Source organism: Halorubrum sp. CBA1229 (assembly GCF_003721435.2).
Classification (GTDB): domain Archaea; phylum Halobacteriota; class Halobacteria; order Halobacteriales; family Haloferacaceae; genus Halorubrum.
The window spans coordinates 165624-189561 of the sequence record NZ_CP054586.1 but is presented as its reverse complement, the minus strand read 5'-3'; the positions used below and the strand labels follow the sequence as shown (position 1 = coordinate 189561).

Annotated in this window: 20 protein-coding genes; 3 read left to right on the top strand and 17 right to left on the bottom strand. The window is 56.8% G+C overall.

Annotation, left to right across the window (positions count from 1 at the left end; genetic code table 11):
• Positions 1-8: 8 nt before the first annotated feature.
• Together Hrr1229_RS17150 and Hrr1229_RS17145 are read right to left on the bottom strand one after the other, a co-directional pair.
• Positions 9-1976: a DEAD/DEAH box helicase gene (locus tag Hrr1229_RS17150; RefSeq protein ID WP_123115166.1), complete on the bottom strand. Its 1968-nt coding sequence runs from the start codon at positions 1974-1976 to the stop codon at positions 9-11.
• A 252-nt stretch (positions 1977-2228) separates the two neighbouring features.
• Positions 2229-2636, bottom strand: a complete 408-nt coding sequence (locus tag Hrr1229_RS17145; RefSeq protein WP_148041785.1) for a hypothetical protein — start codon at positions 2634-2636, stop codon at positions 2229-2231.
• A 98-nt stretch (positions 2637-2734) separates the two neighbouring features.
• Between Hrr1229_RS17145 and Hrr1229_RS17140 the strand changes: the two genes are divergently transcribed.
• Positions 2735-3406 (top strand): hypothetical protein, encoded by a 672-nt coding sequence (locus Hrr1229_RS17140; protein WP_148041784.1) that lies wholly within the window; start codon positions 2735-2737, stop codon positions 3404-3406.
• Positions 3407-3418: 12 nt separating this feature from the next.
• On the opposite strand, the gene Hrr1229_RS17135 is transcribed toward Hrr1229_RS17140, so the two are convergent.
• On the bottom strand, positions 3419-3826 hold the full coding sequence (locus Hrr1229_RS17135) for a hypothetical protein (RefSeq protein ID WP_123115164.1): 408 nt from the start codon (positions 3824-3826) through the stop codon (positions 3419-3421).
• 89 nt (positions 3827-3915) lie between these two features.
• Between Hrr1229_RS17135 and Hrr1229_RS17130 the strand changes: the two genes are divergently transcribed.
• Positions 3916-4689 (top strand): hypothetical protein, encoded by a 774-nt coding sequence (locus Hrr1229_RS17130; RefSeq protein WP_148041783.1) that lies wholly within the window; start codon positions 3916-3918, stop codon positions 4687-4689.
• Between the two features lie 733 nt (positions 4690-5422).
• On the opposite strand, the gene Hrr1229_RS17125 is transcribed toward Hrr1229_RS17130, so the two are convergent.
• From Hrr1229_RS17125 to Hrr1229_RS17095, 7 genes are all read right to left on the bottom strand, one after another.
• On the bottom strand, positions 5423-6052 hold the full coding sequence (locus tag Hrr1229_RS17125; protein ID WP_123115162.1) for a hypothetical protein: 630 nt from the start codon (positions 6050-6052) through the stop codon (positions 5423-5425).
• Between the two features lie 196 nt (positions 6053-6248).
• The gene (locus Hrr1229_RS17120) at positions 6249-7109 is read right to left on the bottom strand and encodes a DNA-binding protein (RefSeq protein WP_123115161.1); all 861 of its coding nucleotides are present in this window, start codon (positions 7107-7109) and stop codon (positions 6249-6251) included.
• Between the two features lie 576 nt (positions 7110-7685).
• Complete coding sequence (locus Hrr1229_RS17115; protein WP_123115159.1) at positions 7686-7946, bottom strand: HalOD1 output domain-containing protein; 261 nt, start codon at positions 7944-7946, stop codon at positions 7686-7688.
• 84 nt (positions 7947-8030) lie between these two features.
• Complete coding sequence (locus tag Hrr1229_RS17110) at positions 8031-8360, bottom strand: hypothetical protein (protein WP_123115158.1); 330 nt, start codon at positions 8358-8360, stop codon at positions 8031-8033.
• A 6-nt stretch (positions 8361-8366) separates the two neighbouring features.
• Positions 8367-8717: a hypothetical protein gene (locus Hrr1229_RS17105; RefSeq protein ID WP_123115157.1), complete on the bottom strand. Its 351-nt coding sequence runs from the start codon at positions 8715-8717 to the stop codon at positions 8367-8369.
• Between the two features lie 155 nt (positions 8718-8872).
• The gene (locus tag Hrr1229_RS17100) at positions 8873-9199 is read right to left on the bottom strand and encodes a hypothetical protein (protein ID WP_123115228.1); all 327 of its coding nucleotides are present in this window, start codon (positions 9197-9199) and stop codon (positions 8873-8875) included.
• Positions 9199-9489 (bottom strand): hypothetical protein, encoded by a 291-nt coding sequence (locus Hrr1229_RS17095; RefSeq protein ID WP_123115229.1) that lies wholly within the window; start codon positions 9487-9489, stop codon positions 9199-9201. Before Hrr1229_RS17095 ends, Hrr1229_RS17100 begins: the two co-directional genes overlap by 1 nt.
• Before the next feature lie 819 nt (positions 9490-10308).
• Between Hrr1229_RS17095 and Hrr1229_RS17090 the strand changes: the two genes are divergently transcribed.
• Positions 10309-11322, top strand: coding sequence for an aminoglycoside phosphotransferase family protein (locus Hrr1229_RS17090; RefSeq protein WP_123115156.1), 1014 nt, complete (start codon positions 10309-10311; stop codon positions 11320-11322).
• A gap of 6 nt (positions 11323-11328) precedes the next feature.
• Here Hrr1229_RS17090 and Hrr1229_RS17085 read toward each other — a convergent pair whose 3' ends face one another.
• The 7 genes from Hrr1229_RS17085 to Hrr1229_RS17055 all read right to left on the bottom strand — a co-directional run bounded on the left by Hrr1229_RS17085 (position 11329) and on the right by Hrr1229_RS17055 (position 23934).
• Positions 11329-12060 carry a SagB/ThcOx family dehydrogenase gene (locus tag Hrr1229_RS17085; protein ID WP_123115155.1) on the bottom strand — a complete coding sequence of 244 codons (732 nt, stop codon included), beginning with the start codon at positions 12058-12060 and terminating at the stop codon, positions 11329-11331.
• Positions 12057-13139 carry a YcaO-like family protein gene (locus Hrr1229_RS17080; protein ID WP_123115154.1) on the bottom strand — a complete coding sequence of 361 codons (1083 nt, stop codon included), beginning with the start codon at positions 13137-13139 and terminating at the stop codon, positions 12057-12059. The genes Hrr1229_RS17085 and Hrr1229_RS17080 overlap by 4 nt, the downstream gene beginning before the upstream one ends.
• A gap of 233 nt (positions 13140-13372) precedes the next feature.
• Positions 13373-14257, bottom strand: a complete 885-nt coding sequence (locus Hrr1229_RS17075) for a TOMM precursor leader peptide-binding protein (RefSeq protein ID WP_148041782.1) — start codon at positions 14255-14257, stop codon at positions 13373-13375.
• A 164-nt stretch (positions 14258-14421) separates the two neighbouring features.
• Complete coding sequence (locus Hrr1229_RS17070; RefSeq protein ID WP_123115152.1) at positions 14422-16443, bottom strand: hypothetical protein; 2022 nt, start codon at positions 16441-16443, stop codon at positions 14422-14424.
• Between the two features lie 39 nt (positions 16444-16482).
• Entirely contained in the window at positions 16483-20847 is a 4365-nt protein-coding gene (locus Hrr1229_RS17065) for a primase-like DNA-binding domain-containing protein (RefSeq protein WP_123115151.1), read from the bottom strand.
• Positions 20840-22924, bottom strand: coding sequence for a transfer complex protein (locus Hrr1229_RS17060; RefSeq protein WP_123115150.1), 2085 nt, complete (start codon positions 22922-22924; stop codon positions 20840-20842). The genes Hrr1229_RS17065 and Hrr1229_RS17060 overlap by 8 nt, the downstream gene beginning before the upstream one ends.
• Entirely contained in the window at positions 22921-23934 is a 1014-nt protein-coding gene (locus tag Hrr1229_RS17055; RefSeq protein WP_123115149.1) for a hypothetical protein, read from the bottom strand. The genes Hrr1229_RS17060 and Hrr1229_RS17055 overlap by 4 nt, the downstream gene beginning before the upstream one ends.
• Between the last annotated feature and the right edge of the window lie 4 nt (positions 23935-23938).

Genomic DNA, 23938 nt, shown 5'->3' with positions numbered 1-23938 from the left:
TCTGACTATTAACCGTCGGTCTTGAGTGTTTCCCAACTAGTTTTTGTGACATCCACACCTTTCTCGGAGAGGTACTGTGTGCTTTCACGACCCCAATCCTCTTCGCCCGACCCCTTCGTGAGGATGATATAGACCGTTGCATCACCGAGCGGGCGCATCGTTCGACCGGCTCTCTGCCCGGTCTGTGATCGTGAGGAGCCCATTGTTGACGCGAGAACAGCGATTTCAGCATCCGGCAGGTCGATTCCCTCGTCACCGACCCGAGACACAATAAGCGCGTTAATCTCGCCCGCTCTAAACTGCTCATACATTTCTTCGCGCTGGTCATGGCTGGTTTCACCGTACACGAACGGTATGTTGAGTTCCGACGCCAACTCTTTGCCTTGGCGGATCCAGTCGACGAAAATGAGCGTTTTCTGGTCGCTGTGATCGTCGAGAAGCGTATCGATGACCGGAATCTTCTGTGGGTTCCGTGCTGCTTCGATGAGTTGCTTGCTCCCCGAAGCACGCTGATAACGGTCGCGAGCCGTATCGCTTGCCCAGGGGACAGCGATGAGTTCCACAGACGGTTTCTCAACCCAGCCGTCGGCGAATAGTGATCCCCAGTCGGTGCCAATTGGCGGCCCGATGAGCGTATAGATTTCCTTCGGATCGTCGGCTTCTCGGACTGGCGTTGCAGAGAGGCCAAGTCGTGCTTTCGACTGAATCTCACGGAATCGCTTCCACGTTGATGCCACCGAGTGGTGGCACTCGTCAGCGATAACGAGCCCCCAGTCACGTTCGTTGAACAGCTCACGATGACGGCTCATCGCCGCGATATCGTAGGTGGCGATCGTTACTGGTCGAATCTGCTTCGTGCCACCATGGTACTGGCCAACTTGGCCGCGCCGTAGCGATGTCTTCTCAAGAAGCTCGTCAGTCCACTGTTGTGCCAGTTCACGGTTCGGTACGATAATAAGCGCCTCTCCACCAATACGTTTCATTACCCCGAGTGCGGCGATTGTCTTTCCACTCCCAGAGGGACCGACAAACACACCGGCTCTGCGGCCTTCGAACTGCTTGACCCACTCTTCCTGGTAATCGCGGAGTGTGATATCCTGGGTCAACTGGATATCGAGCTTGGCTCCTTCCTCGAGGCGGCGCTGGTCGATGACCGGGTATCCTTCTTCGTAGAGAGTCTCCTTGACCGCAGCTTCGCTGTCAGTGGTCACTCGAAGCTCGGTATCTGAGAGAAATTCGGTATAGTGGTCACCGTACTCAAGATTCCGTTTGGCGACGTTCTCGAAGACGTCTGCGTCGCGGGCCTTGAGGATGGTGTATCCGTCCGAGTGGGTGTGAAGATGGAACTGATGGGCTCGATCCCAGTCGTCGTGGATGCGGCTTTCGAAGCCGCCATCCCATCGGTCCTCACCGATGAGTTTGATCAGGTCACTGCGGAGGTCGGGGAATGAGTCGTAAGGAGCGTTCCAGATATCTGTCTCATCGATTTTGTAGAGATATCCATCGCCAGTCGAGTCGATAAGATGAGCGGTTTGGGCGAGGATTTGTTGGGTCTTGTCTGTCGGTGAGTCCACGACAATTTCGCGCCGACTAGGGAAGAACAAGACGTTTTCTGCGCTTGGCTCAGGGTCATTTGGAGCAGTCGCCTCAGGTGTGCCTTGTGTCGACTCTTTGTTGTTAGGTTCTGATGGAGGGATACCCGAATCGGCTGGTGTGTCTGGTGGTTGATTCGTGGAAGATTCGTCCCCATCTATCGTAATCCATTGCGGGGCGAACCAGACCTTTGCTCGAGCACCTACTCGACAGGAGGTGAGGAGACCTCGGTCGGTGAGTTCGATCAGTTTGTGTCGTGCTGTTTCCGGTGTGCAACCGACTTCCTCAGCGATGTCCGTTGTGGTAACGAAGGGCTGACACTCTTGGATATCTCGAATTGCTTGTTTAATTGTGCTGATGGGAAACTGTGTGTTTTGAGCCATAATCTCAAAATAGTCTTCTTTGTATATTGAATTTGTTTCGTGCCAATAGTATAGTCTTTGTGGCGGATTCTGTACACTATGGGGATTTGATCTCCTTATCTACCGGTCAGACCAGACCAGGAATTAGGTGTGCCTCTGAAAATAAATGGAGAAATCTAGAATCTCACGTGAGGAAGGATCTACTGGCAAAAATATTTGCTTCGTGGCAACTAAACTTGTAGCGGAACAGTGAGTCCTTACGGCCCAAACCTGTTATTCGGATTCAATCACGTTCTCAATATGATTTATTGCTGATTCGACAGCATAACCCGGGATAAAATAACCGCCATGGTCCTCGTTGTTATCGACGAAGTCCAACCCACCATAGTTCTGGATAGTACTATCACTGGGATCCATACGGTCAGCAAGCTCGCTGCTCGATACACCCAACTCACTTTCTTCGATGAATTCAAGAGCAAGTGCAGCTCGTCGTGCGAGGAGTCGAACTACGAATTTCGATTCGTTTCCGAGTTCGTGGTAGTCTGAGAGCGGGACTGGTTCTCCAGAATCATTATCGACACCGATGATCCCTTCGATGGCATCAGCCAGCCGTTCACGGTTAACCTCGTCTTTGTCCACTACGACTTGCTGGAGTGGGTCAGTATCAGTCTCGTTGCCCATACTATCAAAATCTTCCTTAGCTGCTATGTAATACTAAGGGTTTATCTCTAGGTCAGATACTAGATAGCTTTAATTCGATTGTATGATTTATAGCATCTATGGATGTTCGGCTCACACTCAAAAAGGGGCCATTAGAAGTTGAAATCGAAGCATCTGATGATGATGACTACCAATCGGAGGTACTGGAGATACTGGAATTCTTAGAATCCAACGAAGAACAGATCCTTGAGTTAGACACTTCGACCGGAGGACCAGATCCCGAGCCGGATCAGGCATCCGTAACTGCAGACTGGGGCGATGACACCGAACCCTCTAGTTCTGACGAACAAAATAACAATAACACCAGAGTTGAGACCGAGACGGAGGAAGCCAGTCCATCTGTAGAGTTTGCTTCAGAACTTAACATCAGCTCTGAACAGTTAACCGAGGTTATCGACATAGATCCAGAACTGGAAGAGGAACCGTTCATAGTAGCAGATACAACTGGGTTTGGAGAGACACGACAAGAACGGCAACTTCACGGCACGCTTATTCTACTTGGTACGTGGCAAGAGTGCTACGGTGCGGATAGAGTTTATTCATCTGACCTGAAGGATGCACTTGAATTCTCGGGCATCGATCCGGACCAATTGACAGGTATATATCATAATATCGAGGGGACGGATTCATATTTCGATAGGAGTGGTCGTGGCCCAAGCGCGACAGTTGCGCTCACTCGACCGGGCCTACGGGAGGCACGAAGTCGGATTCGTGAATTAGTTGGGGTGTGACTGGAAGTCCGGCTATTCCTCGCTATCGTCGAGTTTCTCCACGATTTGACTTAGATGTGGACTTCTGACCTCATAACCATCATCCGTATCTGCAATCTGACCGTCGTCCGCCAGATCTCTGACAGCAGGCTTCACTGTATTTTCATTGATGCCACCGAGCTCGCTAATCGCAGACGGCCCCAGTGAAGCCGAATCAGCCAATCCTTGGAGGGCCTTCGCTCGTTCGGCAGTTAGCACAATCTGAATTTGTCCTTTGGAATTGAGGTTCCCGTACGCCTCTTTTGGATAAAGTTCGCCGTCTTCACTGTCAATAGCCATGTACGGTTCCAGAATTGAGGCGACAAGTTCGCGGTCCATCTGGTCGCCATCGACGAAAATATCATCAAGCGGGTTATCATCGTGTACTCCCTCGTCAGACATTACGTGAAGGACTTCAGCGGGAATACATAATTCTTGTCACCAAACACACGTAATACATAACCACGCAGTAATTGGATAGTAAACCAGCTATGCCAACATTCGACGACCTACTCGACAGCGTATCCGAAGACCTACGAGACGCCGACATCATTGGATTGGCGGGCTACTACCTTCGGGAAATCGAAGATGAGAATCCATTTTCCACCAGCCAAATTCGTGGCACAGTCGAGCCTTCTCTCCGACAAGTTCCTCAAGACTCAATCGGAGCGTATCCCAGCCAGTTACGCGACGAGGGATACTTTCAACGACGAGATAACCAATGGGATTTGACCCAAGAAGGACTCACACGGTACGGAGAGCTGGTATCACTACGAACAAGCCAAGAGACACCACGAGATAGTGACGACCTCTTCATCACAGCTGATCCTCCTAACGATGACTTCTACGAGCCACTTGTGGAAGACATCAATCAGAGCTACCGCTACCATATTTACGACGCGACTATGGTTCTTAGTCGGAAGTTGCTAGAGAATCTGTTAATCGAGGTTCTTCGGCTACGACTCGGCACGGACGAGCATCTAGAAACATTCTATATTCCAAGCCAAGGCCGTTTTCAGCCGTTCTCTGAACTTATTGAAAATTTCAGTGATAACATTGGGGAGTTCAGACCATATAATCCTGATCTGGATGCATCGTTCGTAAATCGGCTTGATCAGTTCCGCACACGGGCGAATGCAAATGCTCATTCAATTCAAGTCAACCTCAGTCAGGGAGAAATCGAAGCTCTCAGCGATAATGCAAATGAACTTGCTAGGACACTATTCCGCCTGCGTGAACAGGCACGATTGGACAATGGCGCCTAAAGAACCGACGAAGGAAATAGTCGGTTTATTCAAGATCTTCCACGTGGCAACAGTAAGGTGTTATTTGGTTTTTTCTCGTGCCAAATAACCTGATACCTAACCTCTATGCGCAACATTCACGACTCCAAACCTGTGACTTAATTTTCTTTCATCACATCACTCGGTCATAGCTGAAGTAGAATACGAGGAGAATAGCAATCCGCTATTTATCGAATTTATATCTGAATAAGATGAGTAAAATAACCAACTATCAACTGTGCCTCTGATTATATCTACTTACATTTGTGTTGCTGGATTCGTTCTGGTAATCCGACCTTCCCACAGATGGGACACTCCCGTAGGGGTGTCGGCGGCAGGTCGTTCCAGGCGTCCAGCGCGGCCGCTAACTGTGCGTCCACGATCGGCGAGTCGGTCGTGCGGCGGGCTTCGCGGAGGTGAATGCGAAGCCGCTCTCGGGCCGTGAGAGTACGTTCCTCGGACATTGGTGCTCGGAGGCAGGTTCTGGTGTGCCCTCCGCCTCTCCAAGGGGGCAAATAAACAGACTCCGCCGCGACAGCGATCTTGCCCCTTGGTATACTACTCCTGAAAGATGTGACTCTGGTTGTGGCTGCCGGCCGACCGGAGGGAGGCCGGGAGCGGAGGGTGGGGCGGTGGGGCTTGGGCTGGTCCGGCGCTCACTAACACAAATGGGATTCCCAATCTGCTTTTCCCGTGGAAACACCGCGCGATACAGCTACTCGGGAGTGTATTCCATCTCCCAGAGGTCCTCGAAGTAGTCAAGCGTGTACTTGCCGCGACTCCCGCCTTTGTACGCGTTGAAGCGGTCGACGTAGTGCATCACCTCGAGGAAGCCCTCCTTGTCGTGGTGGACGCCATCCTCCAATCGTGGGATGATCTCATCGAGGAAGAGGTCGACCTGCTCGCGTTTGACAATAAACTGATCGCGGAGCGGGGTGAGGAGTTCCTGTGTCGTGCTGATCCCTTGGACGCCCCACACGTACTGATCAGCTCTATCGTCGTCGTATTCAAGCGTCGTCACAAAACAGTTGATGTCGCGGGCGTCACAGTACGCACAGAGGGCGTCCATCAGGCGATCCTGTGACGACTGACTGATTTCTACCTGCGGTTGCGGTCGATGGTTGACTTTGTATCCGTCTTCGGGACGGACAGTCACGCCGATCCAGCCTTCTGCGTCGAGCAGTCCGGTCAGCTGTTCGTGGGCAATTCGGACCATTGGTGCAAGTTCGAAACCGGTACTGTACCGCTCCCGATCGGCAATCGCGATGCGGATACAGCCCTCGCCGTCAAGGAAGCCGGCGAACCACGCATCGAGATCGTGGTACTCGGTTGGGTTGGTTGTCATCGCGCTGCACCCCTCGCCGGCGCGAAAAAACACTACTATCGCCATCAGATTGGAGGAGCTTCGTTGCTCCCGCCCACGACTGAGCAAGGTCGTGGCTGCGCGCGCAGCGACCGCAGGGAGCGAGCACGGAGCGGTGGGTGGGGCGGCGGGGCTTGGGCCGGTCCGGCACTCACCAGAAAAAGAAGGGGCTACGCCCCTATTCTTCCCACCAGCGGTCGTCGCGATCCGGGAAGACGATCATGCTGTTGTAGGTCAGCGCCAACGACCAGCGCCCCTGGTGCCAGTTGACCTTCGCTTCTCGAAGCCGCACTCGCTCGCCTTCAGCGACGGCCGTACAGTCACTCTTGCGCCACACGGTGAACTTCGTCGCCGCGGTGTCGTCTGCGATGAGACCGACTTGGGCTATGGCTGAATCGCTCGGAGGCCAGAGTTTCACGATCTCGCCTTCGATGCTCACCTCGTCGGTCGGCACGTCCGGGACGTCCTCGATCGGGCAGATGGCGCCGGGAGCCGCCTTCAGTTCGTCCATCGTCGCGAACACCGCCTCGGTGATGTCCTGCCCCCGTGCGACCCGCCTCGCGAGCACCCGAGAGACGGCTGCTCGACTGTGGTCCGTCCGAAGCCGCTGGGCGATCCGGTCTGCTTCCTGGTTCACCTTCGCCAGCTCCATCCGGGAGAGGCGCTCGCGCGGATCCGTCCGCTCGGGGGTGCGTTCCGCCCGCTTGCGCTGCCGCCGTTCGGTGACGACCTCGCGAGTTCGCTTCGCCCGCCCGTCTTGGGTGCCGAGTTCCGCCTGGGCGCTGATGTGCTCCAGTTCGGCTTCCCGGGCGCGAATCTTCTCTTCCTGCGCGAGGGGCAGGTGCGAGAAGTCCTGGACGATGCCGTCTGGGTGGTTGGAATCCACCTTCGCCTGCGTTTCCTGCTGGACCGTCGCCCGGAACTCCGGCTTGTCGTCAACGACCTCGAAGCCGTCCTCGTCGACGCCGGCGTCTTCGGTTCGTTCGAACGCCTGTTCATCCACCGTAACGACCTTGCGACTCGAGTTGTTACTAGACATTGGAGTCTCAGTGCTCCGAAGGCGCTCACGCGCCGACACCGCGATGCTCCTACATCGCGGTTTTCCGACGACAACGACCGACAGAACCATCTGCGCGCTCTCGCTCGCGCCTTCGCGAGCGCCCTACCGGGCGCGAGCGAGAGCGCGCCTGCATGAGGTTGCCCCAACCAGCACCGCGCGCCGACCCGCCCGGAGCGAGCGGCCAGCGGAGAAAGCGTGGGGGGTGAGCAGCGACGCCGCGCAACCCCCCGCGCTTTCCCGCTGGCGTCGAGGGCACATTCATTTTAGCCCGGCAGCCCGCCCGCTACCGCAGGCAGGCAGCCCGGAATGGTCGGTCGCGAGCGACGCGGAGGGCGGCAGCGGCGCGCGGGGCGGGCCGGTACGCACACACCTGTCCAGCCGGCCGCGACACTCGGCGACCCAGCTACCGTCCTGGCGGACTCAGAAAGGGCGAGGCCGCCTCGGCCGTCCCCCGACCCCGTAAGCACCGCAGGGACGAGGAGCGCAGCGGTGGTCGCGGGATGCCGAGCGGCCGAGGGCTTTCAGGGAACGTCGCCGTCGACGAATCCGATTGTGCTACTGGTCCGGTGCCCCGGCTGGCTCGTCGAGAAGGACATCGACGCCGTCGTGGGTGACAGCGAGCTGAATCCCTTCCACAGTGAACCGGACCTCGACATCGCCGGCTGAGGAGGCGAGAAGCTGTTCGAGTGCCTCGACGTCGACGGCGTCGTGGAGCTGATACGAATCGCTGGGGAGCCCGTGGACTTCCAACGTCTCGACGATTTTAACGACTAGATCGGGGGATGGATCTGAGTCTCTCGGGATGGAGGGCACCATTGTGGCCTCGGCGGGTACATAGGACGAATAGGAGTTAAAAATGGGGACTCGACGAACCGTCGCCACGGGCTTTCAACCGGTCCCTCAGCCGTCGTCCTGGGCGTTCAGCTCCTCGAGGAACCAGCTGGCGGCGGTCCCGATCCGAACGCCGTCGACGTTGCGCATTTCGAGGCCGTTCGTGGCGGTCCGAAACGGCTCGTCGTCGACGAGGATGCGGTGGATGACTGTCCGGACTGACTCCGTTCCGTACCTGGTGACGAGAGAGGCGACCGCCGTATCGAAATGCCCATCCTCGTGCTCGGCTCGCGGGTTCTGCGCCCGGTGGATCACGAGGTCGACCACATCGTCGACCGATGCGTGGTCGGGGTTCCCGGTTTGCTCACGAACGTCATAGTTGGACTCTGTATCAGGCATTGCGAGTCACTCCGTGGTGTCATCAGTAGCGGTCCTCGCCGGGTCGGTTTCTCGCTGCCGGCGGATTGCAGCCAGCGTCTCCTCAAGCGTACTCACACTCTCGATCGACGCGAGCTCGTCGGTAATCTCGTCGATGAGTGCGGCTCGATCGACGGCAGTCTCGTCGCCGGCGGTCGTGTCGATCGATGTGACGCGAAGCGCCCGCGTTTCGTGCCAGCCACAGTCCCAACAGTCTCGCGCCACCTCGATTTGCTCGTCCTCTTCCGCTGTGAGGACGGCGTCGGACAGCGACGTCGACAGCGGCCGGTCCGGTCCGACCTCGAGGGTGACTGGGGACCCGCACGCGGGGCAGTCCATAGTCATCCCGAGGAGCGCCCGTCTGTTGAAGATAGCGGAGCGACGGGACAGCGACACAACCAGCGCTGCTGGGGCGTGGGGTGGGACAGCTACGGACAACTGTGACCCTCCCGCCGTGGGCGCCGTGCCACTCACGTTGACGACCGCTCGGCGGGTCAGTCAGAGATGATGTGCGCGTCGAGGTCGCGCGTCCAGTACGTTGCTGGCCCGCCTGGACTACACCGCGCACAGACCTGTATCGGGCCTTCGAGGTGCCCGAGTTCGATCCGAAACCGTGTGAGCGCTGCGAGCGCGTCGACGACGAGGCCACAGCTGTCACAGGCGTAATGATCTCGTTCATCGGGATCCGGCGTCTCCTGAATCGCACAGTCGACGCAAATCGGGTGGCTGACCCGCTCCTCTTTCCCCCACGTGTAGGCGATCCCGGTCTCTGTCCCGGGTGGCGCCTCGCAGAAGGCACAGCCGGCCAGCGTCTGCTGTATCATTCGTCCGCCTCGCCGGCGTCGTGGGCGGCCATCCAGCCCGTGTGGAAGACGGCGAGCTGCTGCATCGATTCGAACGCTGTGCCGCTGGGCTCGTGAACGAGGAGCCGCTGGTCGACGACCGGTGTGATCGTTCCGGCATCGAGTAGCTCTCGAACCAGTTGGCGGGCCGTCTCGTCGTCGAGATCAGCCGTCGATGGTGACCGGGAATCCCGATCCTGAGCGAGCAATTCCGCTTCGAACCGTTCGTGATCGTCTGCCGTATCGTCGTATCTATCCGGACCAGACATACGAATCAGGGGCAGCGCACGAACCGCCCTGCACCCCATTCTGGGGCAGAAAAACAGTTCCTACAGCCACCCACTCCCTGTCACTACGTCGACCTGCTCCTTCACCCTCCACGCCCCACGCCATCGTCCGGGTGGCAGCCTACTCTCGCTTGGCCTGCGGCCTGGCACCTCGGCCCCGTTGGCCGCGAACGCAACTTTGGGCGGCCACCCCCACCATATATCGGTTGATTTTTTGGCTGTCAGGTACCCTCAAATCGCAAGACTGCGCTACCTGACAGCCGATCTTATAGAGTACGCAATCTCACCCCTTTTCGAAGACAGCTGTCTAGTGGAGCTGTCTTGCGATTTTGGAAGCTAACACCGGTAGAGATTTGACGGCTGTCTAGTGCCGCTCGGAGGAGGTGTCAGGTTGCACCGTCAGTCGATAGATTCCGCTTCTTCTCTTCTCAGTGGTCTACTAATGTCTGACCTTCTTCCCCCGAATACCACCTCTCGGAAGTTGAGATTTGGATTTCAATCGTCCTGCTCGTCAGAAATAAGATCTACAGTTTGAATAGCGGTCGGGCTCAGTTAGCTACCGCCACAGCTCGGAGCTGAAGATGGACTACAGCTGGAGTGTGCAGTATACTTGTCCGTAGATCGCTCATCACTCAGTTCTTCAATTTCCAGATCGAGGTTGTCGTCTTTGACTTCTAGCATCACATCTGGGGATTGTCACGAGATATCAAGTATCTTTGGGAGATGTACATACTCAAACTTGAATAGGTCTGTTGGAAGCGACCCTAAGATACAAAATGTCAGGAAAGGAACTCCGTGGCGATGAGTGGCAATCCGGATATAATAATTTCGGATGCAGTAACAGCTCTCGGTGATGGAGTGGAGTTGGTCTCTTCTGAGAAGATTAAGAAGGGCCTGAATACGCTGTATCGGCTCGAGCTGGATCGGTATAACGAACAAACTGCTATTTTAAAAATATACGACTTTAATGACGATTCCCGATATGCACAAAAGGAATTACGCCTATATAAGTATCTCTCGGAGAAAACAACAATCCCAGTCCCCGGTGTCCTTGCGGCAGGAATTTCTACCACATCTTCACCGCCATGGATACTGATGACGGCGATACCCGGTGACGAGTTTAATAAAACTGAGTTACCATCTGATGAAATAGTACCATCAATAATTAACCAAGCAGGCAAGTATCTAGGCGAATTGCATCAGAAAATTACGTTTGAGTCCTATGGACGACTTGAGTTTTCTGAAGAGTCTTTCCAGAGCAGTGGTTGCTACCAATCGTGGGAGGAAGAGTTAGAATCGTTCATTGAAATGGGGACAAGAGGAATTACGAACAAGAGATTTAGCCAATATCCAGACCGTGTGCGTACGGCCATGACCGAGTTATCTCCTATACTAAAATCAGATCCGACTCCGGTACTTATGCATCAAGATTACCGGCTTGGAAATATGATTTTTGAACAAAAACAGGACGGTGGGCAGATAACCGGTATTCTTGACTGGGAAAGATCAATCCCAGGGCACTCGGAGTATGATTTATGTAGTTCAGGGTACCTGCTGATAGACCGCTTATATTCTGACTCCCATCTACGTAGAGTGCTACGAGAGGAGTTCTTTAGCGGATACTGTGAGGAGAAACCAATACCGGACTCTTTAGCCTCAAAAAAACGCTTTTCACTTTATCGAGCGGTAAACATACTCCTCCTAATGCGGGCGTTTGAGGATATTTGGGGTACTTATGACAAGTCCAGACAAAATGAAGCCGCAAACCGATTGCTGCGCGATATGGAAGACACACTTTCAAATCTTCCTGACTAACCCGGCTTATTTTGTGGAGCTAATTAATCCAACATATATGGTTGTCTCCCGTTCTGGTAACTCTAAAAATTCATCTGCAGTATCCTCGATGAAACCCCCGTAGGGACGGCACGCTAAGTCAAGTTCTGTTGCCACAAGACAGAGGTTCTGCATTATGTGCCCTGCTTCAAGAATTGTATATCGGTACCCACGAGATGCATATTTTTCTGTTGATCGGTGGAATACAGCAGATAGGAACACAATCAGCGGTGCCTCATTTGATTCTTCCCCTGAAATAAAATCTAAAGAATAATCAGAGGAATACTTGTTGACTCTTTCAAGTTTATTGTCGAGTGTGTTAATATGATATACTGCTTCATCTAAGCCATTGACAGAGTTGGCAAAAATATATGCTTCGACTGGATATCTGGCGCCCGCAGATGGGTAGGCTCTGCGTTGATCGTTCGGATCTTCTTGATTGGTCGTAATCCCCATCGATGTTCCAAGTAATTGTGATACCTGTTCTAATTCAAGTGGTCCGGAATCAAACTCATCTGTAGACCTCCGTTGAGAAATCAAATTACCAATATCTCCATCAACATCTGATAGCGGAATAGATTCTGTGCTATCATATGTTTTGTACTCAATCTCCGTCCAGCTGTCAGGCACGTCGTCAAGTGCCTCAAGCTCGAAATTTTTACTGTTCTCGTGATAAACCTCATATAAGAAATCGCCAGCAATGCGTTTTCGTGATGTCATAGGAATGGCTGTGGAACTTGATTGAGTTCGTCTTCTGTATTTTTTATATTCGATAGACCGATCTCGACCGGAAGTTCATAAAGTCTATTCCCACCAAGATATCGAAATTTTTCTCGCAAATGCATTGGATGCATTTCTGGAATAATTGCCTTCACAGTCTTAAACCCATACTGTGCTACATCTGAGGTCGTTACATCTGCGATATAACACTCATAATCACGCTTATTGAGATATCTGAGTATCGTCTCTAACGGGTTTTTGTCCGTTGCTTCACGACAATCTTCGACAGCGATCTCATCGGTGGGCGTCAACCAAAACCGAATATCTGAGATTCTCTCATCAGGTGCCCAAAACCGAGCACGTTCCTCAACTGAGTCGATGTCAGAGGGGGATGGCGGTTTATTCAGATCTTCGACCTCCCAATCACTGATTTGGAGAGCTTCACGAAGCGCATCTCTAACGGCATCTCCCATGTTCCAATCACATCCCAATCCCAGACTGAGAGCTGGCCTACTTTCACTATCAACTGCTATTGCCAAGCAGGTTGGAACTGGTTGGTCTAAAGAGATATTGAGCAAATATACTGTTCTTCCACGAGATTTCAATATATTATGATATGTCTTAGCCTCATCAGGAATAGTAGATTTGTCTATATGGGGAACCGAAAGTTTATTCAAATAGGTTATCATTAGGCATTCTCTTTCTATAATCTCACAAATTGCGCGATAACATGCACCTAGATATCCTGTTCCAGTAGCGGCACCCGTTGAGATCGGAGAGCGAAATACTGTATTATGATTGAATGGAAGATAAATAAGCTGGCCGGGCACTAGTCTCCGGTCGCCAGAAGTTATTTCTCTGGTTGCAGTCCAGTGGTACTTCCCTTCATTCAGTATACGTTCCGACAACCCTCGCTGAGATAATTGTGATTCAGAAAACATATTGAATGCGGCCGGTGGGACTGCAATCTCTGAAAACTCGGAATACGCACCAAACTCAAAGTCAGATAAATTAGTCATTGACAGGCAGTAGCGTTCGATTGCTTCTCCAATCGCAGTAATCATTGCCTGGGGCTCCATAAGACTCGTTCCAGCCGTATTTGGTGGATCTGAAAGCCCGGTTGAGGATATCCGAGATGTCTTCTGTATTAATGTCTGATACTGGTATACAGGAACTGACTGTCGCGATATCTCTGGTTTCGAGAAGTGGACGATTGGGCCCACTCTCGAGTCAACCAATTCTTTTCCAAGACTGATCGTAGTTTCAAGTGAAATGTCACTTCCTTTCAGAAGCGTACCGACATCTGGAGCATCTAATTCGTTCCGCAAATCTCACACCCCGGCAATTTCAGTACATCTTCTATGTTTGATTCCAACGTCTGAATTTCGGTAAACAACACTGAACCGTCAGTCGTTGGTCTTAGTTCATCAGTTAGTACCGAATGGATCTCTAACCTTGCCTGTGAGGTTAACAGTTGATGAGCAGCCTCAGGGTAAGGTGGTTGGTTGCTGTGTTCTTCGCGAGAAACCATCTTTCTTGAGTGTACCTCTGGATTTGAAGCACTTGCTAACAACCGTTTACGATAACAGTTGTAACATGGTTTCCCAACCCCTGACAGTGGACCGAGTCGAACCTCAGTACCAACTAACCTCACCGGTAACCAAGGAAGAGTCATCTCTTGAACTTCCTCTGCCACTGCCTGATGGAATTCTGGATAGGCACCAATTGACCCGGTGACTAATATGTCAAGATCATCTGTTTTTTCTGTAATGTCGGATATTGAGCTTAAGCAGAAAGTTGTTGACTCCACATGGAAGTTATGAAACGTAGACGAACAATCCGATTCAAGGAGCCCGATCGTCGCTTCTTGGACAGATCTTCGTGCTTTTGGGGGAGAATCAACTAACCAATCCCAAAAGTCGTATTCTGGGTGGGTCTTGTGGATAATATCCGCAGTCTCCAATTGTGACAAAAGAGCCGAAATAGTTTCAGTAGAGACATCAGTCTCCTGATTGACCTCTGAGACGGTCGACCCATCTCTACCCAACGCAATAACATGCTCCACAAGATCAACTGAAGCACCACGCATCTCTTTCTTACTGAGTGGCATAGAAATAATCGCTTTTGACTCATCAATACGAACAAATTCTACATATTCTGGAACGTAGAATTCGGTTTCAGGTGTGATATTACTCACCCCAAATTAATGAATTATTCTCTGCCATACGCACCTGATTACAGCTTATCGTCTAAAAAACATCGTGTAATAACGTCATTGGGCACCATAGTCAAGGGTCCTGCTAACTCTGTACCAACTCCACTAAGCGACGGAGAGTTTCAAGATCAACATAAAAAATACCTCTACATATCGAACGGAATAATTTGTTTCGCTCGATCCAGTGGGGACAGATTGTTAGTTTTGCTCTCTTGATCTTGCTTGATCTTCTGTTCAGACTCCCGATCCTTGAGAGCGGTTTCCAACCGGTCACGTTCCGAACGGACCGTCGCGAGTTCCGTTCGGAGCCGATCGACCTCTGCTTCCAGATCATCGATTCGGTCTGATTTCTCCTCAAGTTCAGACTCGAGGCGCGCCACCTTCGCTGTCAACAGCCGATTCTTTTCGCGAAGATGAGCCCGGCCCAAGTCGCCCGCTGGCTCATCGCTCGTAGGAGACTCGACGGATGATTCCGATTCACCGTCAGCTCCGTCCTCATCGGGCGTGACTGGGTCTCGTCCGTGGTTCAGGCCTGCCGCTTCGATGGCTTCTAGCGTCTCGCTGTAGGTTTCGTAGCCGGGAAATCCCTCGTAGGTTCCATTCTCGCCTTCGCGATCGACGAATGCGTCCTCGGGACAGACTTCGAGCGGGACAGCCGCTTTCCGAACGGCCCAGAAAGGCATCTGGTCGTAGGTTCCGCCGTCGACGCGGTCTGACCCGGCCTCCGGAACCCACACTGGAATGTCGTAGCCAGCGCTCCGCAGTTCGTCGACGGCCGCCCAGTAGTCCTCCCCATCGAGGTCCGTATCGGCGTCGGAGATAATCCCCGTCGCGAGCGCCATCAGTTTCGCCGGCCCGCCGCCGGCGTTCACCTTCGAATCGCCGAAGGTGTTGGCCTGTTCGTCGACGAAACAGGACTGACCGCTCTCACTGTGGCGCCAGCACGGGTCGAACTGCGGCCGTGGCTGGTTCGGATCTGTATCGTAGGCATCGCTCGCGTAGTGGCGGGCGATCTCGGTGATATCAATGTTCTCGACAGCCTCGTAGACGTCCTCTTTGAACGGCGAAATGGGCCGGCCTTCGAGGGTACCGTCGAGTTCTGCCAACCGCTCCTCACGTCGCTGGAGCGCCGCCTCACGTTGTCGCTGACGTTCACGTTCCCGCTCACGCTCCGCTTCGACCCACGCCTTCAGCGTTGCCCGCCACCCGTCGTGGTCCTCGTACAGATCCGGCCAGAGTGTCGCGACCAGCGAGTCGACACAACCCGTGTGCTCGACTCGCGTGAGATCATCAGCCCATCTGACCGCCTGCTCGATAAGGGTGTCATCGACGGTCTCGAACGGACGGAGCTCGTAGCGGACGTCGTCGGTCGCGATGGGCGTGACGACGGCATCGTGATCGGCGTGGATCGAGAGTGGCGGCTTGTACTGGCGGTTCTTGTTGTTCACCCAGTCGGGCTGGATGACGTCGCCGGCGCCGTCGACGCGTTCGTTCACGCGGGCCTCTGCCTCCTGGAGCCATACGTTCGAGCGGTCGAGGAACTCGTCGTACACTCGTTCGAGCGCATCCGGATCATCGCTGAAGTGGTCCGCAATCGGGAGCGTGGCCTCCGGTGCCCCGAAGACGTACGCGCCCCCAACGGAGTCCAGCGCATACACCGCGTCCCGCGTGCCGTAGAGCGTCGCATACTCGTCGATGTAGGCGTCGAGCGTTCGCTCGACGAGCGCCTGTGTCTCGGCATTGAGGTCGCCTCGCTGGGGCTTGATGTCGTCGGCGAGGTCAATATCGCCCCAGGCGGGAACTGCCCGGAGGTCGGCATACCCGGGGGTAGGGGGCTCGTCCCGCCAGACGGTCGTCCCCTCGGCCTCGTCGTAGCGACAGGGTTCCCACCGCTGGAAGGCGGTCGGTGTCTTGTAAGTGGTGACGGCATAGAGGGTCCGGTCGAGGCGGCCGTGAATCTCGTCGTAGTCACGATCGAGACGGGCAACCCGCCCGCGCTGCGGATACCCGGCCTTGATCGCCTCGACGTCGTCGTGGTCGCGTTTGATGTACCATCCGACGAAGTCGTTCAACCCAATAGTTGGACAGTCTGTGACGGTCGCCAGGGCCTCGTAGACGGGTTTGGCACGACGGTAGTGCTCGCGGATAGCTGATTCGGAGAGCGTCATCTCGTGTGCTCCTGCACCTCCTGACCGGGAGCGAAACGACTACGCACTGGCATCGCTTGGTCCCTCCTGGTCGCCGGCGTCGGACAACTCGATTCCGACGTAACACCGCCGTGTCTGGCCGTCCAACCACTTCTTGTCACGCTCGAACTGAGCGTGGTCGCGAAGCGTCTGTGTGAATCGGTTTTTCGGCTTCACCTCGTATCCCCCGGTCGCCGCATACTGCTCGTACGCATCGTAGACCTCAGCGACCGCGACGACCCCGTCGTCGGATTTAGTGAGCCGGTCCTGGACGAATGCCTGAATGCCGTACGGGTCCACCTCGTCGTCTTCTTGCGCGTCGGAATCGGTCGAGTCATCCGGGGGTTCCCCTGCTGGATGGAGCGTCCTGTCCTGGATCGCGTCCACGAGTGCTGAAAAGCCGGTGGCCGTCTCCGTGTCTGGCGCGTAGATGTCTAGTGTCTGGTCGCCCTCAGTCGTCGCAATCGCATACGTGCGCTCTGTGTAATCCGGAACAGGTAGGTCGGTACTGGGCACGAACGGGCGCTTGACAGGTACCCACTCCGCTTCGAACGCCTCGCGTGACTCGTAGGACTCGGGGAGTTCTCCTGGCCTGAAGACGGTGTATGTCTCGCTCTCGGCGTCGTAGCTGTATGTCGCCGGGAATTGGTCTTTCGACACGGCGTCGAAGGAGTCGATCCGGGCATGCTGATCCCCGGCACTATCCTCGAGAACGAACGCACCGTCCTGCTCGAACCAGCGGGTGTGGCGACTGCCGCCAGTGGCCGGCCGGACAGCCGTCACCCCATCCGCGGCTCGCGCACCGCCGTTGAATGTGACGTTGTGGTTCATCGTATACAGCCGCGTCTCACCGGATGAGAGCTGATTTCGCGGCTCGCTGAGGATTTTCGCGAGCCGGTCGGCAATCTCGGCGGCTGGTTGATCGTTGTGGTCTGCGACGACGAACAGCGGGATTCGCTCCTGTTCCTGGGCTTTTCGGAGGTTCGAGAGGACCTTCGCCGGCCGGACGTGGGTGGTGGTTTCGACTTCGACCTGGAGCTCCCAGTCGAGGTCCGAATGCGTCGCGATGGCGTCGGGGCGGGACTCCCCGTTCTGATCGAGGATCTCCACGGAGAACCCCGTAGTTGCGAGCGACTGCTCGACCGTCTCGAGCACTGAATCGTGGTGCTCGCCCCCGCCGGTCGGTGACGTCGACGTGTCGGGCGTGGCTGCCTGCTCGCCTTCATCTGTGAGCCGACACTGAACCGACGATCCTCCGTCCGGGAGATCGACCTCGATGAGCGAGGACGCCTCCCGTACCTCCGGAAGCGTCTCGTAGCCCTGCGCCTCGATCGTGTCCTCCTCGATGCGCGAGAGCAATTCCTCATCGACTTCCTCGACGGACACCCAGCCGTTCGTCTCGCGGACGTCGTTCGACAGCTGGACAGCGCGAATCGCACGGGCCATCGCCACTTCGAGCGGCAACTCGTCAGCGTTCTCCAAGGCGACGTCAGTGGCCGCGTCACGACTCTCGACAGTCGTCCCGCCGGCAACACCATACTCTTCACGAGTATGCTCGTGGACTGTCTCCAGCGCGTCCTGGAACCGTTCTTCTTCTGCCCCGGTTAGCGGCCGGTCGCTGTCGGGATGACCGGGTGGAATCGAGAGCGGCTCGATACTGAACGGATCCGGACCGGTTTCGCCGAACTCTGGACTCGGGAGCTGGGCGATCCACTCGCCACGCGGGAGCGAACTGATCCGATTCTTGAACTCGACGGGATCCATCGCCTCGTGTGAGAGTGCCTCGGCGATGTCGGCGTCGACGGCGATCTTTCCGACGAGCGGACTGCCGATGTTGTTCAGGACGTTCAGGTAGACCTCGCGGTTGCCGGCCTCCTTCATCTGCTCGGGGAACTGCGTCACGAGTTCGATGGACAGCCGGAACTCCCGCCCCTTTTCGAGCAGTGTCGTCAGCGTATCCGAGACGACGACCGACGACGCTTCGTCGATGAGCAGGTTCGCCACGTAGTCGTCTGGCTTGCGGGCCAGCTCGTCGCCGTCGCGACGCTTGACAGCGTCATAGAGTTGTGTCAGAATGACGCCGGTCATCACGCGGGCGGCTTCGTCGCGGAGATCGCCGAGGTCGAAGATGACTACCTTGTCCTCGTCGAGGAGGTCGCGGAAGTCGAACTGCGACTGGGTATTGTTGAAGATCCGTCGGAGGTGGGCGTCCTGCGTGATGTAGTCCATCCGGTTACTGATGCCGCTCACGACGTTCGAGAACGTCGCCGGGTTCGAGCGCAGATGTCGCTCAAGTTTCTCCGCGACTTGCGGGTCGCTGGCTCGCGGTGCATCTTCGGGTGTCGAATCTGGTGGGCCGGCGGCATGGAACTGGGTCACCGCCTGCTCGAACTGGTCGTGGGTGAAGTAGTTCGTATCCTGCCGGAAGTGTCCGTTTTCGAGGCCGTACTCCTCGTCGTACATCGCCTTGATGAGGTACTTGATGAGCGTCGGCGAGGCGATAGCGTCCTCGTATCGCTCCGCCCCCATCACGAGCTTGATGAGCTCCTCGTAGTGGTCGGCCTTGTCCTGGATTGCGTCGACGCGACGAACCCCATCTTCCAGCGCCGGCGTGATGTCGAAGAACGCGAACCCAGGTAGGATGTCGGGCACCGAGAAGTGGAGGACGTTCTCTTCGAGGTCCTCGTTGCCGAACCGCTTCCCGTGAGCCCGCATATAGTTCTCTGGGAGGTTCCCGCCCTTGGAGTCGATCAGGAACACGGGGCCCGTGGTCTGGTCGTACAGGGAGAGCGCGTCGTTGATCAGCGCGACCGATTTGCCGGCGCCGCTCTTCGCGAACCGGCCGACGTGAAACGGCAGCAGATGTGGAGGAATCCGCATCGGCTCCGGCGTGGGCGTGTCGTCCTCCCCGAGACCGCGGCCGATAGCCATCCCCGAATCCGTGAACGCATCCATGTGGTCCTGCGCCGGGAGTGGCAGGGGCGTCCGGCTCTCGGGTTCGGCGTCGGACCCCCGCCCACCCTCAGTCGTGAGGTCAGTTGCCGGCGGAACGACCACGAAGTTCGCCAACTCAGCCGGGCCGAGGACGAGATCGGGGCGGGTCTTCCGCCAGTCGCTCTTGGTAGCCAACGTAGCGTTGAGTACCCGGTCGGCGTGCTTCTTGGCCCGCCGCCCCTTTCGAAGCCCACGGCGGATGCGCTTCGGTCGGAGCCGATAGTGCGGCCCGTTTAGGTGGTCAAACACGGATCCGATATCGTCGAGACGATGGTCAACCCGCTCTCGTTGTCGGTCGGAGGTCACGAGAGAAAGTGCCCGCATATTCACCGTGAACGTGTGCTGTGGCTCCTTCTCGTCGATAGCCTCGACTCGCTCCCGCCCACCGATGTCGAGATACCGACGCTGTCGCCCGGTGTTCGACGGGCTCTGTGGTTCGTTCTCCGTATTCCCGAGGAGTTCTCCGAAGAACCAATCGACGACCCGGTCTTCGCCTTCACGGAGCTTCCGCTGGCGCTCTCGTGCCTCGTGCGTCCAGTCCGATTTCCGCTGAAAGAGTACCTGGAAGGCGATCGGGTGTTCGGCCCGGGTCAGCTGATCGATGAGTGACGCGAGCGGGGCCCGAGCGTGATCGTCATCGTCGTCTTCCGTATTCGTGAATTGGGGTAGTGTCGTCATCCAGTCTTCCCGCCGGGTAGCCTGCCCGTGCCAACTGATTCCGAGTGGGGTCGTCTCATCGACGGTCGGTTGCGTATGGGCCGGCTGGTGATCGGCATCGGGTTCGGAATTGGACGGATCAGCCGCTGTGGGCTCGTCACTCAAATCGGCCTCGAACAAGACTTCGTCCTCGTCCTGTGACGTAGAGCTCTCCGACAGCACGCTTCCGCCGTCACCGACCGGTTCCTCCCCCGACGAATCGAAGAGAGTCACGGGCTCTGAATCCGAATTTGGGTCTCCGGAGGATTCCTCAGCTGTCCCGGGGCTCATTCCGTGGCTATCGTCTCCTCCGGCACTGTAGTCCTGAGACGGGTCTGCCGTCGATGGGAGTAGCTTCGCTTCCAAGTCAAGGGTGACCCGCTCGAACGTGACGGTCGGAGGATACAGCGTCCGGAGGCGTTCCTCGAAGGCTTCTAACCGGCGGTCGGCCCCGTAATAGAACTCGACCGGCTCGTCTGCCCCCTCACTCACTGCAAGGAACTCGAACACCGGTGGCGGATCGCCGAAGGGACCGATACTTGCGAGAAGTCCGTCGTTGCCGGCGTCAAGGCCGTGGAGGCCGGCCAGCTGACGGACGACGGTCTCCGGCGCGAGATCGCTCCGGGAGGGAGTGATCCGGATGTACTCGTCGCCGTTAGCCACTGCCGGGAGTTCTGACGGGGTCTGCTCAGTCATCCTCCTGAGAGCTGGTGCTAGTTGGTTCACCGCCGTCGGCACGCGTGCCGGCGGGTCGGCTATCTGGATTCGTCACGCTCGTTGTCGGTTCGGGCTCGAGCTCGGCTACGTCAGCAGCGCCGCCGTCGATGACGTGGGCCTCGTAGTCGCTCGCCCGAATTCGGAGTGGGAACCAGCCCTCCTGGTCGATGCCGACGAGCGCTTCCGAGTAGCCGTCCTCGTCCTCGCCGGCCTTCGCGGAGGTGACCCAGTTCACCTGCCGTTCGCTGAGATCGAACCACTTGGCGATCTTCTCTTTTTCCTCGTTGACGCGGTGGAGGACGGTCAGCGAACAGAGGTTCGCGATGGTGCGTGCCTCCGGCGTCAGCGCGAATTCGCCCCCCGTTTGCGTGATGAATTCGAGGCTCAGATCGAAGTGACGGCTGTGCCGGACGGCCGTCTCCAGGAAGTCCAGCGAGACAGCGTCGTTCATCAGGTAGTGCGCCTCGTCGATGCAGAAGACGACGCGCTTGTCGGTCTGCTTGACCCGCTCGTAGACGCTGTTGAACAGCACCTGCATCATCAGGCTGGTCTCCGCCCGGCCACGGGTGCCCTCTTCCTGGTGGAGATCGAGGTAGATGACCTTCGAATCGAGGTCGAACTCTGAGGGGCGGGCCAGATTCTCGAGTTCACCGCCTTCGCGGAACGATGGCCGGAGATCCTTCAGCAGCGACTGGGCATCGGACTGGACGGCTTCCTGCTCCCCATCCGTGACGTAGCCGTACTCCTCGGGATCTTCGACCATCTCTTCGAGGACCGTGATGATGTCGTGGATGGTGGGCGAGTCCCGGGTGTGTGTCTCTGGATCGCGGGTGATCCCGCGCTTCTCGTAGGCTTCCTGGACGGCCCGCCGGAGCGTCTGGTTGCGCTCGCCGAGGGGATGGTCTGCGACGTGCTCGAAGAACGTCGCGAAGAAGGTCATCACCCAGTTGATCTGCTCGCCCCACGGGTCGATGTCGTCGACCTCCTTCAGGACTTGGTCGGGCGTCGGTTTGATCTCCAGCGGGTTCAGGCCCCTCCGCCCACCGACCGTGATCCGCTCGCCATCGAGCGCCTCGTTGACGCCAGCGAACCCCCGCATCGGGTCGAGCATAATGACGACTGTATCCTCGTCGAACATCGCCCGCCGCACCAGCCGGAGCTTCGTCGCGAACGATTTGCCCGCGCCGAGCCGGCCGATAACCATCATACAGTAACCGGTTTGCCGCTTGAATCGGTCGAGGATGAGCGGACTCGAATTCAGCGCGTACGTTCCGTACTCGATGCCGGGTTCCGCAAACGCACCGGAAACGAAGGGGAACATCGCGCCGACTGCCCCGCCGAGCATCGGCGTCTTGCTGTCGAGCGTCTCGTTGAACTGATCCAGGGCGATCGGGCTCGCTGAGGTGAACGTCTTCAGCTGTGACCACCGGGGCGTCACCGGCGTCAGATTCGCAGGCGCTTGTCGGGCTGTCGTCGACACTGACTCGGCGTCGATGTTCTCGCGATCGTTGCCCCTGACCGTGAGATACATCGAGACGTCGAACGCCTGCATCGTCGTGTTCCGAAGGACGTCGTACATCTCCTGGTGGTCCTCAAGGTCTTTCTCGACGCCCCGGGCGCTCGCACGATGCTTCTCGGTCAGGTACTCGTAGTCGGCTTCGAGGTCCTCGATCTTGTTCTCCAGCGAATCCAACGTCTCTCGCGTATCACGAGGATCGATGTGGATGCTGACATCCGTCTGCTGGGTCTCGGCGGCCGCGTACAGTTTTTCGAGGAAGCCATCCATCGGCGCATCGGGATACTCACCGACCCACAGACTCTGCGCCCACTGGGTGTCAGTCCGGAGGGCGCTGGGCGTTCGCTCGATACTCGACGGCGAGACGACGGTCTGATGGATCTCGGGGATGCCGTCGACTGCCTCACCGTCGGCCTCGTAGTCCACAGTAAACTGTGATTCAGCATCTTCCCCCTCTTCGTCGGGGGCCTCGTCTGCCGTGGCCTCGTCGTCGGTTTCCGAACTATCCGATCTGGTGAACGGAAGCAGGTTTCCAATCATGACTTGTTGATGACGGGGGACGTTCGAAGCACCTGTTCGGGGTCGCCGTACTCGATTTCCGTGCCGGTCCAGTATTCCGCGATGAGGCGGGTGAGTTCGGCCGCATCAACGGGGCGCGTGTCACACCCCTCGATGCCGCGGAGGCCGCGCTCGACCCGCCGGCGCCGCTCGTCCAGTTCCTCGAGCATCGCGGCTCGCTCTTCCTCCTCCGGCGGCGCCGTGACAATCTGGATGAGGATGCCCAGTACAGGAATCCCAGCGAGCTTTTCGAGGAGGCTGGCCCGTTCGTATCGGACCTCCTCAGGTCGCACTGGAATCAGGACGTAGTGGTCGCGAATGGTCATCTGACGCTGCGCCAGCTCCCGGTCGTACCAGTCGACGTAGTGCTCGATGAGCGCCTGGAGTTTCTCGTTCGATTTGACGTCCGGGTCGCTCAACCGGTCTTCGTACCGCCCGACGTACTCGTCGGCGGGGAACGCCTGCGTCGTCGAGTAAATCTGGATCGGGAACTCGACAGTCGTATTGACGAAATCCTGGAAGGCCTCTGCCTTCTGCGCCCACTCCTCGTCGGTCGCGAGCGCCATCGTCGGTGGCGACACCTGAACGGCTCCGACAAGGGCCCGGTCCGTCCGCTCGATGGCGTCGTGTCGCGGGTAGACGCGCTCGACGTGGGTGTACTCCTTCGCCTCCTCGTGGGCAATCTCTGTCTCGCTGCGGTGGAAGTTCACGAACAGGCCGAGCCAGTCGAGACTGTTGGTATAGCCGGGGGTGAGGTAGACGAACAGCCCACCGAAGGCGATTGCAATCGCTGCGAGTGGGATGGTCAGCGCGGACACCCGGATGCCGCGAACGGTGAGCGACGGTGGGATAACGACCTGCGTCACCAGGACTACCAGTACACCGGGAAGACCGGCGACGGCGAGGTCCGTCAGCGAGTACTTCCCGAGGAACTGGGTGTCGGTACCGAGCGACTTCGGAATTCGTTTTGCGGGGTCAGTTGCGGAGCTCATGGGT